The 12,314-nt window shown below is 51.0% G+C and carries 14 protein-coding genes; 10 read left to right on the forward strand and 4 right to left on the reverse strand.

Features of this window, described 5'->3' with window-relative positions; all coding sequences use genetic code 11:
• Window positions 1–399: 399 nt before the first annotated feature.
• Entirely contained in the window at window positions 400–750 is a 351-nt protein-coding gene (locus JNE38_RS14190) for a YunG family protein (RefSeq protein WP_203357134.1), read from the reverse strand.
• Between the two features lie 26 nt (window positions 751–776).
• Entirely contained in the window at window positions 777–1,136 is a 360-nt protein-coding gene (locus JNE38_RS14195; protein WP_203357135.1) for a hypothetical protein, read from the reverse strand.
• A 200-nt stretch (window positions 1,137–1,336) separates the two neighbouring features.
• Here JNE38_RS14195 and JNE38_RS14200 point away from each other — a divergent pair, with 200 nt between their 5' ends.
• From JNE38_RS14200 to JNE38_RS14230, 7 genes are all read left to right on the forward strand, one after another.
• Entirely contained in the window at window positions 1,337–1,885 is a 549-nt protein-coding gene (locus tag JNE38_RS14200; protein WP_203357136.1) for a GNAT family N-acetyltransferase, read from the forward strand.
• Window positions 1,886–2,323, forward strand: a complete 438-nt coding sequence (locus JNE38_RS14205) for a GNAT family N-acetyltransferase (RefSeq protein WP_203357137.1) — start codon at window positions 1,886–1,888, stop codon at window positions 2,321–2,323.
• A 107-nt stretch (window positions 2,324–2,430) separates the two neighbouring features.
• A complete protein-coding gene (locus JNE38_RS14210) occupies window positions 2,431–3,201 on the forward strand; it encodes an IclR family transcriptional regulator (RefSeq protein WP_203357138.1) in 771 nt (256 codons plus the stop codon).
• Window positions 3,202–3,442: 241 nt separating this feature from the next.
• Window positions 3,443–4,597, forward strand: coding sequence for an acyl-CoA dehydrogenase family protein (locus JNE38_RS14215; protein WP_203357139.1), 1,155 nt, complete (start codon window positions 3,443–3,445; stop codon window positions 4,595–4,597).
• A 5-nt stretch (window positions 4,598–4,602) separates the two neighbouring features.
• Window positions 4,603–5,652, forward strand: a complete 1,050-nt coding sequence (locus tag JNE38_RS14220; RefSeq protein WP_238933727.1) for an acyl-CoA dehydrogenase family protein — start codon at window positions 4,603–4,605, stop codon at window positions 5,650–5,652.
• 21 nt (window positions 5,653–5,673) lie between these two features.
• Window positions 5,674–6,489, forward strand: a complete 816-nt coding sequence (locus JNE38_RS14225) for an enoyl-CoA hydratase/isomerase family protein (RefSeq protein ID WP_203357141.1) — start codon at window positions 5,674–5,676, stop codon at window positions 6,487–6,489.
• Window positions 6,490–6,609: 120 nt separating this feature from the next.
• Complete coding sequence (locus JNE38_RS14230; protein ID WP_203357142.1) at window positions 6,610–7,812, forward strand: CaiB/BaiF CoA transferase family protein; 1,203 nt, start codon at window positions 6,610–6,612, stop codon at window positions 7,810–7,812.
• Between the two features lie 101 nt (window positions 7,813–7,913).
• Here the strand turns inward: JNE38_RS14230 and JNE38_RS14235 are convergent, their stop codons facing one another.
• Window positions 7,914–8,261, reverse strand: a complete 348-nt coding sequence (locus JNE38_RS14235) for a carboxymuconolactone decarboxylase family protein (RefSeq protein ID WP_203357143.1) — start codon at window positions 8,259–8,261, stop codon at window positions 7,914–7,916.
• Window positions 8,262–8,560: 299 nt separating this feature from the next.
• Window positions 8,561–9,628, reverse strand: coding sequence for a COG1470 family protein (locus JNE38_RS14240; protein ID WP_238933656.1), 1,068 nt, complete (start codon window positions 9,626–9,628; stop codon window positions 8,561–8,563).
• 201 nt (window positions 9,629–9,829) lie between these two features.
• Between JNE38_RS14240 and JNE38_RS14245 the strand changes: the two genes are divergently transcribed.
• The 3 genes from JNE38_RS14245 to JNE38_RS14255 are packed head-to-tail and all read left to right on the forward strand — an operon-like array spanning window position 9,830 to window position 12,305.
• Entirely contained in the window at window positions 9,830–10,690 is an 861-nt protein-coding gene (locus tag JNE38_RS14245) for a MurR/RpiR family transcriptional regulator (RefSeq protein WP_238933657.1), read from the forward strand.
• A 41-nt stretch (window positions 10,691–10,731) separates the two neighbouring features.
• Window positions 10,732–11,403, forward strand: a complete 672-nt coding sequence (locus JNE38_RS14250) for an N-acetylmannosamine-6-phosphate 2-epimerase (protein ID WP_203357145.1) — start codon at window positions 10,732–10,734, stop codon at window positions 11,401–11,403.
• On the forward strand, window positions 11,400–12,305 hold the full coding sequence (locus JNE38_RS14255) for an ROK family protein (protein ID WP_203357146.1): 906 nt from the start codon (window positions 11,400–11,402) through the stop codon (window positions 12,303–12,305). The genes JNE38_RS14250 and JNE38_RS14255 overlap by 4 nt, the downstream gene beginning before the upstream one ends.
• The last annotated feature ends 9 nt before the right edge of the window (window positions 12,306–12,314 follow it).

Consider the following 12,314-nt stretch of genomic DNA (forward strand, 5'->3'; position numbering starts at 1 on the left):
CAGAGTGTCGAGGAGGTCTGATGCTGTGGCCAGGAGAGGCCCCGAAAAACAACAAACGAAAAAGAATGAACGAGAAAACGCCGATGGAAGCACGGTGTTTTTTTGTTAGGTGAAGTTTCTTTGTCTGGTTAAAAATCGTTAACATAATAAATGTTATGGAACGTAAAAATACGTTGCTTGCATTCCCCATCTGGTCGTTCAGAACCTAAGCAAGAGGAAAAGGCCGCATAGATAATAGTGGGAATCATTGTTCTGGGCACCTTCAGCTTTTGAGAGGGGGTGAGAGAAGTATATTCGAGGATGGAGGATGAGCAAGCGAAAGGAAACCATGTCATGCTGCGTAAAATGAAGTGGGAATGAATCGTTATGAGGGATGAAAGGACTGAGAACCATTAGTTTTTAGACACTCCATTCCCTCAAAACGTTTGATTTTAGATAGCCGTACTGCTTTTCGTTGGTATCGCTGAATGCCTCATCACGATTGGAAGGAACGTCCTGGTAATCTACCTTTTCGGTAAATTGAGATTCAGTGAAGTCACGACGAACACCATTTATGAGGTTGTAGTAGTGCCAGCCATCAGGAGTCTGCGTTTTCAGGATGTCTCCAGAGAATAGATCATGTACGACCAAGGCGGTAACTCCACACTGGCCCTTTGCCGGATTGTCGGGTGTCCATTTTGAGCTGGATTCAATCGACCAAACGCGCTGAAGTATTTTCGCCAGATCGGAATAACGATGCTGGTCATCCATAGAAAGCCCCCCATTATCGATAGGTGTCATTTCGGAATCCTTTTTCGAATCTCCGAAGCTACTTGTGTAGGATTGTCGATTTGAAAGATCACATGATGATATTTTTTGTGGCCTTCCAATTCAAGCATGACGAGATTTTCCCGGCTCTCATAGGAGAGGAAGTACCATTCGTCCGCATATTTAAAGCTTCCCTCATAGACATTCAGCGGGGAAATGGAAGTGCCAGGCATTCTCAGCATCCACTTGGGTGCGTCGAAATCAGCGACGAAAACTCGCTGAACCGCTTTATAAGGGATGGCAACCTCTCGCTTCAGGGCAAAAAAAGAAGTCAGGCCTTTGAGACTTAGGACAAATTCAGTTTCTCCAAATTGGACGGTTCTTCCCATGGATCACTTCTCCTTTTGTCATTACGAGGATTCATATCAGATTGGTCTTATCTTTTAGACGAAAAAATACGTTAATGGTTTCGATTTTTTCCATTCACCATGTAAATTCTTCTGAAATCCACTCCCCACCGATCCGGAAGGTAAGAATACAGCTCTGAACGAATTCATACATGATCCGATTCTATTCAAGGAGTGAACAAATGCTGAACCAGTCAAATCATTTCGACGTGCTTATCGAGCCATGGAAGGAAAGCGACCTAGAACTCCTGCATCGGTTAAACTCTCCTGAAATGCTGAAGCACCTTGGCGGACCAGAGACGGAGGAGCAAGTCCTGCGGAGACACCATCGATATGTGAATCTGAAAGGGGGAGAAGCGGGACGAATGTTCCGTATCGTGCTGCTGCCAGAGGGATTCTCTGTTGGGAATATCGGTTACTGGGAGAGAGTGTGGGAGGAAGAGACTGTTTACGAAATGGGCTGGGGGGTCCTCCCTCAGTACCAGGGGCGAGGAATCGCGCGTGCCGCTGCCAAGGCAGCTGTTGAGCATGCACGATTGGAAAAGAAGCATCGGTTCATACATGCTTTTCCATCGGTCGACAATCCAGCATCTAATGCGATCTGTCAAAAGCTATCGTTTACCTTAAGCGGTGCTTGCGATTTTGAATATCCACCGGGCAGCATCATGCGCTGCAACGATTGGTTTTTGGATCTTGCCCTCATTTCAAACGAACCTACAGAGGGATCATAAATGGAAACGATTTATCGGAGGGCAAATAGGGAAGACGCCTATGAGATGGCGCGACTCTCGACTCAATTGGGTTACTCTGTTCTACCAACTGAGCTGAAAGAAAGAGTAAAGGCAGTCCAAGCAGCTCCACACCATATCATCTTTGTGGCAGAACAACATAACCGGCTGGTAGGTTGGATTCATGCTCACGAACGGCTGCTCATCGAATCAGCGCCATTCGTAGAAATCGGCGGTTTCATTGTCGATGCCGCCTGCAGGGGACAAGGGGTAGGGAAGAAGCTTGTGCGGCTTTGTGAAGAATGGGCATCAGGGGAAGGATACGCGAAAATCAGGGTGAGAACCAATACGAGCCGAGAGGATGCCCAAGCGTTTTACTCACGTTTGGGGTATCAGAGTGTGAAGGCACAGCAGGTGTATGATAAAAAGCTCGAAACATAAGAGTTTACCTGTCATGTTTCGGGTTACTGGAGGCAAAAGACTCGCTTTATCATTTCCTGGAAAGATGATACCATGGACTCACTATCGATTATGGGAAGTGATGTAGGGTGAGCGCAGATCATTCCATGCAGACGATCAGTCGGACGATCCAAATTCTGCGATCCTTTTCCAAGGACGAAAAAGAGCTGTCCTTGGCGGAATTTCACCACAAGCTGGGCCTTTCTAAATCCAGTCTCCAAAGGATTTTGAATACATTGGTCAATTTCGGTTTTCTGGAAAAGGACGAAAAACGAAAGACGTATCGCTTGGGGAACGAGCTGTATTATTTAGGGAAGCTCGTCGAGGAGCACTCCCATCTTTTGACCGTGACCAAGCCCTATCTCAAAGCGATGCGTGATCGCTTGGGAGAAAGCGTCTATTTGAACATCATCGAGCAGAACGAGCGGAAATGCATCGCTTTTGAAGAAGGGAAGCACGATCTGATGACCATCTCGTATATCGGTCAGACGTCCCCTCTGTACGCGGGAGCTTCTGCAAAGCTGTTGCTTGCCTTCATGTCTCCCGAAGAAATGACGAATTATCTGCAGCAAACTACGCTGCAAGCGATCACAGATGCGACGGTGACGGATAAGGACAAATTACTGGGAGAACTCCGGGAGATTCGGGCTCAGGGCTATGCAAGCAGCTACGGCGAACGCGTCATTGGTGTATGCTCCGTCAGCGCACCCATTTTCAACCGGTGGGGCGAAACGATCGCAGGCGTCTCGATATCTGCTCCCATGATCCGGGTAAGCGAAGAAACGTACCAGCAATTTGTTCAAGCCATTACGGAAACGGCAAGACAAATATCCGAGGAATTCAAGTTTTCGATAGCGTGAGTACATTTTCCCTACAATCGTAAATGGGTTCAAGCTGTGCACGCCTTTCATCTGTTTTGGATGAGGGGGCACGGCTTTTTTTGTTGGCGGGGAAAGACTTGTTTCATAAATAGTAAGTATATTCAGTAGATTCTGTTATTGAAATCGTTTTTGGGTTCCTGTATCATTTCAATTATAGGTACTGCATACCGATTATCGGTACGATTATGGTGTTTGTGATTCCGACAGGGGGAGGATATCGATGAGAAGCCTGCCATCGCCAAGTGGACATTTTTCAGAAAAAACGGAATTAACACGCGCCGAAGTACGTGAGTTTCTAAGGCTGGAAACGCAGCGAGGTTCCTTTGTTCCCAAATGTGATACGTGGTTAAGCGGATTCTCGCCCGAGTTTAGCCAAAAACTCGGAGCGAGAGGTTGGATTGGGATGACTTGGCCCAAGCGATACGGGGGACACGAGCGATCCGCGCTCGAGCGGTATGCTGTGATCGAGGAGCTCTTGGCTGCTGGAGCTCCTGTCGCAGGGCACTGGATCGCGGATCGGCAAACGGGTCCGCTCTTGCTTCGCTATGGGACAGAAGAGCAACGCGAGCACTTTCTACCGCGCATTGCCAAAGGGCAGTGCTATTTCGCAATTGGACTCAGTGAACCAAACGCCGGGTCTGATCTGGCAGCGATACATACCCGTGCAACGAAAGTGGACGGCGGCTGGATTGTAAACGGGAGCAAGACGTGGACGAGCGGCGCGCATCATGCTCACTACATGATCACGCTTTGCCGCACTTCGCCATTCAACCCGGAAAAACGGCACGAGGGGATGAGTCAGCTGCTGGTGAATTTGTCTGCTCCAGGAGTTACGATTCGCCCAATCCTGCTGACGACGGGGGAGCACCATTTCAACGAAGTATTCTTCGAGGATGTCTTCGTTCCGGAAAACAGGCTGGTCGGGCAAGAAGGAAACGGCTGGAGGCAGGGAATGACAGAGCTGGCTTACGAGCGCAGTGGGCCTGAACGCTTTTTGAGCACGTTTCCGCTCCTGGAGGAACTGGCAAACCGCATACGGCAAAGCAAAGACAAGCAGCAGATGGTTCAGGTGAGCAAGCTCGTTTCCCGTTTATGGACCCTGCGTCATATGTCCATCGGAATCGCTCACATGTTGGAAAAAGGCGAGACGCCGGATGTCGCAGCGGCTTTGGTGAAAGAGATGGGCACCAAGTTTGAGCAGCAGGTGGCGGAAATCGCACGGCTGCTCATTCCGTCATCTCCTTCCCTCGATTCATCCAATCGCTTGGATCAGCTGCTGGCACAGGCGATCTTGCATGCTCCGGGCTTTACCCTCCGCGGGGGAACGACAGAAATCTTGCGCGGAATCGTGGCCAAAGGAGTGGTGGGCAAGTGAACGATATGGCAAAGATCTTGATTCAATCGACGACGAAGATCATGCGGGACGTATGTACAAAGGAGCTCGTGAATGATGCAGAAAATGGGGTGTGGGCCAAAGAGCTGTGGGAAGTCCTGGCTGAATCTGGAATGCTGACGGTAGCCGTCCCAGAGGAGATGGGTGGAACTGGTGGCAGCTGGGCGGATGCTTACCAAATCCTTCGTCTGGCCGGGAAATTTTCAGCGCCGATTCCTTTGGCAGAAACCTTTATGGGCAATTGGCTTCTGGCTGATCTGGGAGTGGATGCGACCAATGAGCCGCTCGCGATTCTGGTAAATCATCTTGAGCCCTTCCAATTCAGAAAAGGCCAAGAAGGCTGGATAGTCTGTGGAGCGGCAACATCGGTGCCATGGGGTCGCAACGCAGCCAAGCTGCTCGTCCTGGGTGAATCGGAGTCCGGATCGGTTTTGGGGGTCATGAGTCCCGAAGCTGTACGGATAACTTCTGGACGCAATCTTGCAGGCGAGCCGAGGGATACAGTGGAAGTACAGGATGCGATTATCCCGGAGTCCTTCGTTTTTAAGGTAGATCCAGGAAAAGTGCACGAACGACTTTTGTTTACCGGTGCTCTTTGCCGTACGGTCATGATGGCAGGAGCTTTGGAGCGCATTTTGGAGCTATCCGTGTCATATTCGAAGGAGCGCACGCAGTTTGGCCAACCGATTCACCGTTTTCAGGCTGTCCAGCATCATTTGGCAACGTTGGCCGGCGAAGCAGCTGCAGCGGATACGGCTGCGCAGTCTGCGGTGGATGCCATCGAAAAGGAGACAGCCAAAGCATCCATCTCCATGGCCAAAATCCGCTTGAATGAAGCAGCGGGGATCATGGCTCCCGTCGCTCATCAGGTTCACGGTGCAATCGGGTTTACGCATGAGCACATCTTGCATCAAAGCACGAGAAGAGTCCTCTCTTGGAGAGAGGAATGGGGGACGGAGACAGAGTGGGGCGAGAAATTGGCTGAACAGCTCTTTGACCTTGGAGACAACGAGCTGTGGTCATTCCTTACATGGTAGAGGACGAAAGGGGCGAGAAACATGGCTGATTTGCTTTTTACGGTAGAGGAAGGCATTGCCCGTATCACCTTAAACCGACCAGAGGCACTTAACGCTTTTAGCACGGAAATGATAGACTTATGGATTCGTGCGCTGGAATCCATTCGAGATGATGATTCCGTGAGAGTTGTCGTACTGACCGGGAACGGAAGGGCATTTTGCAGCGGAGGGGACATCAAGTCGATGATGCGGGGCGAAGGCTTTCTGCACAACAACACCGAGGCGAAGGATCTATCCTCGACAGGGCTTGCCCGCAAGCAGAGCCTGTGGAAGCGTGTCCAGCGAATTCCGCTGCTCCTGCAGGAAATCGATAAGCCAGTCATTGCGATGATGAATGGAATCGCTACAGGTGCTGGGCTGGACATGGCACTGATGTGTGACATTCGGATCGCCGCTCAAAGTGCGAAGGTTTCAGAAGGGTACATCAAGGCTGGAATCGTACCCGGAGATGGCGGCGCCTTCTTTTTGCCTCGGCTGGTAGGGATCGATCGCGCCCTAGAAATGCTGTGGACCGGGGATTCGTACAGTGCAGAGGAAGCCAAGCAGATGGGACTGATCACACACGTCGTCCAAGACGATGAGCTCCCAGCATTCGTCGATGCTTACGTGAAGCGGTTGGCTCGAGCCCCGCAGGAAACCATGCGTTTCATGAAACGAGCGGTGTATCAGGGGATGACCACTGACTTGCGGACCTCGCTGGATATGATTTCTTCTGCGATGGGACTCGTGACTGAGCTTACGGATTACGAGGAAGGCGTGCGTGCCATCGCTGAAAAGAGACCGCCGAACTTCTCCTGAACAGGCGGGTTCATGTGCTTCCAGGCTCGGCGGGAATACGAAGGACGTTACGCCCTGCAAGATTTTGCGGATCCCCTCGCCGATTTGAGTGGACTGGGGGTAAACGGAGGAGGAGCTTCTATGCAAGCATTGGATGGCATTCGCGTATTGGATCTGTCGAGAACATTGGCGGGACCTTTTTGCACCATGCTGCTGGGGGATATGGGAGCAGATATCATCAAAGTGGAGCAGCCTGGGCAAGGCGACGAGACGCGGAAATTCACACCCCCCACCTGGGACGGGATAAGCAGCTACTACTTGGCATCCAACCGGAATAAAAGAAGCATCACGATTGACCTCAAATCGGAGGAAGGAAAAGAAATCATCTACGCATTTGCCAAAACCGCCGATGTGTTCGTAGAAAATTTCCGTACCGGTACCATGGATCATCTCGGGTTTGGCTATGAGCAGCTCAAGGAAATCAACCCCCGTCTCATATACTGCTCCGTGTCCGGATTCGGGAGGACGGGCCCTGAAAAAAACAGAGCGGGCTATGATTTGCTTCTGCAGGGCTACGGAGGATTGATGAGCATTACAGGAGAGCATGGAGGATCTGCTGTCAAGGTCGGCACCTCCATCGTGGACATGAACGCGGGAATGTTTGCCCTTTACGGAATCTTGTCAGCCATCATCGCCCGTGAAAAAACAGGAAAGGGTCAGTTCATCGATGTCAGTCTGCTGGACGGTCAAGTGGTATTGCTGAATTACCTGGCAACCAGTTACTTCGCTACTGGCAATCCGGCTGGCCGCTTGGGGACCGCGCATCCCTCTATCGTTCCCTATCAGGCGTTCGACGCCAAAGACGGGGAGATCATTCTGGCGATTGCCAATAACCGGTTATGGGAAAAGGCATGTCAGGCATTAGGCTGGGAAGATTTACGAGACGATCCGCGCTTTTGTACCAACGATGAACGGGTTGCCCATCGTCAGCTGTTAATCGGGATGATCCAGGAACGCATATCCGGAATGAATCGTCAGGAAATCATCGAAAAGCTGGATGCATTCGGTGTTCCCTGCGGACCGATTCATACGATCGATCAAGTCCTGAACCACCCGCAAGTGCTGGATCGGGAGCTGATTCTGGAAGTCGAACATCCTGTGGTCAAAAATCTGAAGATGCCCGGTTTTCCGGTCAAGCTCTCGGACACACCTGCACAGGTACGACGGCATCCTCCGCTGCTAGGAGAGCACACGGATGAGCTGCTCCTTGAATTGGGGATGGAGCCTGAGAAGATCGAGGAGTGGAGAGAGAAAAAGGTCATCGGCAGCAAGCCCCAGCCTTGACTCATGTCTAGCGATTAGAGGATTTATTGGGCTGGACCGAGGCTCTTCTTTATGAAAAAAACCACGGAATGCTCGCCCGCGGTTTCGACTTGCTGCATCAGCTATTGCATGGAGTGCTTTTTTGATAACACGACATCTTCAATCAGGATGGCTCCATGAGAAAAGGTACTGCCACCACCATATGCGCCTGCCACAGCTACAGTCTCAGCAATTTCCTTTTCGGTAGCTCCTTCCTCCAGAGCCAACTCCAGATGATACACCATGCAATGCTCATTCCCAGAGAACAAGGATACGGCGATCGCCATCAAGTGCTTGTTTTTCGCGGAGATTTCCCCGGATTGAAAACAGCGTGCCGTAAACTGATTATACGATTCGAGAACATCAGGCATGAGCTGTCCGTACGATTTTAGTCCGTTCCGATATTCTTCCGCCAGGATATGTTCAGACATCGTTCAACCTCCTACTTTTTTTACAGAACTTATCCTTCCTCGATGGTTGAGAAAACATACCGAGATAGATCGAATCACATGGTAAAGCAGGATGGACAAACGCACAACGAAGATAAAGGCTTACAGAAAGGATTCCAATCGTGGCGCTCGGCCAACATGCCCAGTCTACCTACTACCTGGAGTATCGGGAGAGCATTGCTGAACTGATCGAAACGAGAGAAGTACATCGATTGCACATCGTCGAATAACGAGGAAAAGTACACCATTCCCTTCGGGTGGTGTACTTTTTTTATCACGGGCTATTGGACCTCTACGGTAAACTCTTTGATCCCGACGGTTTGCCAGCCTTGCTTGAGAGACACGATATACCGGTAGCTGCCTTTGGGCGCGTGCTTGCTGGATTTCACTTTGATTTGGACCGTGCTCGTTTCTCCTGGCATCAATTCAAGCTTCTTCTCTGGATTGGTGATGACTTTGACCCAATTTGAATTGTTGTAAGCAAAATGGTAGTTGACATCGATCTGGTAGGCTGCAGAATGATAAGGGCTTTTGTTGGTTACCGTCCAGTCTTCGATTGTCAATTCCTCACCGGGGTGTATGGTGTAACCCCCGCTGGCGTTCGGAGTGCTTTGCTTTTGTTCAGGTCCGGCTGCTGAAGTCACTGGTTCCTGAGCGGCATGCGTTTGCTCTTGGGAATCGGATGCACCGTATTGGCTTTGCAGGTAGACGATGACTCTTTTTTGTTCAGGCACATGATCGACCTTGACTGAGGTATATCCGCTCGGAGATTGGTAGAAGTCTACGTTTCCGGTGTCTTGTGTCTTATCCAGGCCTAGAAGCCAGGGCTTCTGCAAAAGGCTGTCGTCATCCTCGTAGGTCATGAAAGAGATCCGCTGGTTATCCTCTTCAAAAAAGATGGACAGCTTGCCGTACTGATAGCACAAATAAATGGATTCTCCATCCTCATAGGATTCACGGTCTGGATTTCCGAGCAGGCTTTTGACTTCCTTGGTACCCAAGCTCAAGTTGATCTGTTTTTCCGTCCCGCTCTGATGCCAGACGCCTACGTACTCACCGTCCTTGAGCTTCGCATAAAACGGTTCGGAGATCTCCTCTATCGATGAAGTACCATCTCCTGAAGCAGGCTCCTCGTTTGAAGGGGTGGAAATGGGTTGATCCTTTTGGATGTTTTCCAGTGCTATTGTTTGCTCCGCTTGTACATGTGACGCTTCGGGAACCTTTGGAGTCGCCGCTTGACTTTTGGGCTTGAAGACCAATGACTGTAAAAGGTAAATGGACCCGAGAGCGATTCCTATGACGACTGCAATCATGACAATGAATTTTCCAGCTTCGTTTTTCTTGCTCAAAACAAGCCCTCCTGCTCTAAACATACATCCTTTCGAATGCAACCGAACGTTTTCTTGCATAGAAGATGTTCCCTTTGCCGGGAGAGTTCAAACATTTTTGGAGATTCCCTCCACTTTCTTCTCAAAAAAAGGATATATCCAAAACGGATCCGCATACATTTTAGTGAAAATTCAGAATGATCAGGAGGTGTTTGGTACCGAGTGGAAACGCCAGTGGTAATGAACGAACTCCATGCCAAAATAAACAGCTATGTCAAATCGCTGACCAAATCAGAGCAGAAAGTCGCCCAATTCGTATTGGAGCGGTTTGACGAAATTCTCCATTTGTCCGTGACTGACTTAGCCGAACAAGCGAATGTAGGAGAGACGACCGTACTGCGCTTTTGCCGCAAGCTGGAATTTAAAGGCTATCAGGAATTCAAGCTGGCTCTTGCCAAGAATACCGTCAATCCCTTGTCCAATTTACACAGCAATCTGACAGAAAGCGATCCGTTTCAGGTCATGATTCAAAAGGTCAATGCTTCGAATGTCCAGGCGATCCAGGAAACGACCGGGATGATGGATAGCAAGGAACTGAATCGGGCGATTGAACTGATCTTATCCAGTCAACAGATTCATTTTTACGGGGCGGGAGTATCCGGGATTACCGCGCTGGATGCCAAAAGCCGCTTCATGAGAATCGGATTATCCGTAGATGCGCAGCTCGACGCCCATCACCAGGCAATGGCTGCTGCCATGCTGTCTGAAAATGACCTCGCCATTGGATTTTCCGTGTCAGGGAGTACGAAGGATACCGTGGATGCGCTGGCGATTGCCAAAGCAAATGGTGTGAAAATCATCGCGAGCACCCATTTTGCCCGATCCCCCATTACCCGTATCGCAGATGTCGTCCTGCTGAATGGGGGCAGAGAGACACCCTTGCAGGGAGGGTCACTGGCAGCCAAGATCGCTCAGCTGCATGTCATCGATTTGCTGTACACGGGCGTGGCACTGCGCATCAAAGAAAAGGCCTTGTACTACCGGGAAAAGGCAGCCAAGGCAGTAGCGGATAAAGCCTATTGATTTCGCACGTTGAGAAAAAGGAAAAAAGAAAGGATACGGCGATGCTGGAAAAATTGAAAGCAGGGCTGGTGGTATCCTGTCAAGCTCTGGAAGACGAACCGCTTCACGGCCCGCAATTTATGGAACGCATGGCGATGGCAGCAAAGGAGGGTGGAGCTGTCGGAATCCGCGCCAATGGTCCCTGCGACATTCGCGCCATTCGAGCCAGCCTCGACTTGCCCATCATCGGGATCAACAAACGAAAACAGCCAGGGTTTGATGCTTTTATCACTCCCTCCATGGAAGACGCCCGTCTCGTCCATGAAGCCGGAGCCGATATCATCGCGATCGATGCGACGACGCAGAGCAGGCCGGAGCCGCTGGAACAACTGATCGACTTTATCAAGAACGACCTCGGGAAAGTGGTGATGGCTGATGTTGCCACCCTCGAGGACGGAATTCGCGCTCAGCAGCTGGCGTGTGATGTGGTCGGGACGACGCTATCCGGCTACACCCTCGAGACGAGGCAGAGGAACAGGAAGGATCCTGATTTTGACTTATTGCGTGCCCTGATATCCACGCTGGACATACCTGTCATTGCAGAAGGCAGAATCCATACACCTGAACAGGCAAGGGACGCTTTGCGATTCGGAGCGTTTTGTGTCGTAGTAGGCGGTGCCATAACCCGCCCGCAAGAGATCACGCGTCGCTTTTGGGAAGGGATGAAGGGATGAAAAAAGCCATCGGCATCGATGTTGGAGGGACCAAAATTCGCGGCAGCCTGATTCGAGAGGATGGCATCCTCGTAACGGTGCGCGAGATTCCGACAGAAGCCAATCGCGGAGGAAAGGCAGTGATGGAGCGGATCGCCCTCCTGATTCGCGAGCTCTCCTCGGAGGAGATCATCGGCGTCGGAATCGGAGCGACCGGACAGGTCGGACTGCACGGAGAAATTTTGTCGGCGACCGAGACCTTTCCCGTCTGGGCAGGAATTCATCTCGAAAGGGAGCTGCAAGAGCGAATCGGTCTACCCGTCCGTGTCGTCAATGACGTGCAAGCGATGGCATTGGGGGAACGCGCATATGGAGAAGGGAAAAACACGCGTGACTTTCTTTGTCTGGCCTTGGGAACCGGAGTCGGCGGGGCGATCATCTCCCAAGGAGAGCTGGTTCGCGGGAGCAGCGGCGCCGCAGGTGAAGTCGGTCACATGCTGCTTCATCCAAATGGGCGCAGGTGTCCGTGCGGCAATAGCGGTTGCATGGAGGCATACGTTTCCGGCCGTGCCTTGGAAGAGCGCTACCGGGAGGAACATGGCGCGGTCAGAACGGGGATCCAGATCATTCGTGAAGCACGAGCCGGAGACGTGGCAGCCTATTCCGTATGGGAAGCCTACTTGAACGACTTGGCAATGGGCATTGCTTCGCTTGTGACCGTATTGAATCCAAGCAAAGTCATCCTCGGGGGTGGTGTCGCACAAAGTCTTGGCCTTGATTTGCCGGCTTTGGAAAATCGTGTGATGGGAAGGCTCAGTCATGCAGCAGCCCGAAATTTTGGGCTCGTCTTGTCTGGCTTAGGTGATGCGGCCATGCTGCTTGGAGCGTGCAGCTTGCTGTTTGATTCACAAATGGGGAAGTAAAGGAGGAAC

It is taken from the genome of Brevibacillus choshinensis (assembly GCF_016811915.1).
In the GTDB taxonomy this organism is placed as follows: domain Bacteria; phylum Bacillota; class Bacilli; order Brevibacillales; family Brevibacillaceae; genus Brevibacillus; species Brevibacillus choshinensis_A.

Coding starts and splice junctions, on each gene's coding strand:
- JNE38_RS14190 (WP_203357134.1), bottom strand. CDS start 750: ATGGATGACCAGCATCGTTATTCCGATCTGGCGAAAATACTTCAGCGC.
- JNE38_RS14195 (WP_203357135.1), bottom strand. CDS start 1,136: ATGGGAAGAACCGTCCAATTTGGAGAAACTGAATTTGTCCTAAGTCTC.
- JNE38_RS14200 (WP_203357136.1), top strand. CDS start 1,337: ATGCTGAACCAGTCAAATCATTTCGACGTGCTTATCGAGCCATGGAAG.
- JNE38_RS14205 (WP_203357137.1), top strand. CDS start 1,886: ATGGAAACGATTTATCGGAGGGCAAATAGGGAAGACGCCTATGAGATG.
- JNE38_RS14215 (WP_203357139.1), top strand. CDS start 3,443: ATGAGAAGCCTGCCATCGCCAAGTGGACATTTTTCAGAAAAAACGGAA.
- JNE38_RS14220 (WP_238933727.1), top strand. CDS start 4,603: ATGGCAAAGATCTTGATTCAATCGACGACGAAGATCATGCGGGACGTA.
- JNE38_RS14225 (WP_203357141.1), top strand. CDS start 5,674: ATGGCTGATTTGCTTTTTACGGTAGAGGAAGGCATTGCCCGTATCACC.
- JNE38_RS14230 (WP_203357142.1), top strand. CDS start 6,610: ATGCAAGCATTGGATGGCATTCGCGTATTGGATCTGTCGAGAACATTG.
- JNE38_RS14235 (WP_203357143.1), bottom strand. CDS start 8,261: ATGTCTGAACATATCCTGGCGGAAGAATATCGGAACGGACTAAAATCG.
- JNE38_RS14250 (WP_203357145.1), top strand. CDS start 10,732: ATGCTGGAAAAATTGAAAGCAGGGCTGGTGGTATCCTGTCAAGCTCTG.
- JNE38_RS14255 (WP_203357146.1), top strand. CDS start 11,400: ATGAAAAAAGCCATCGGCATCGATGTTGGAGGGACCAAAATTCGCGGC.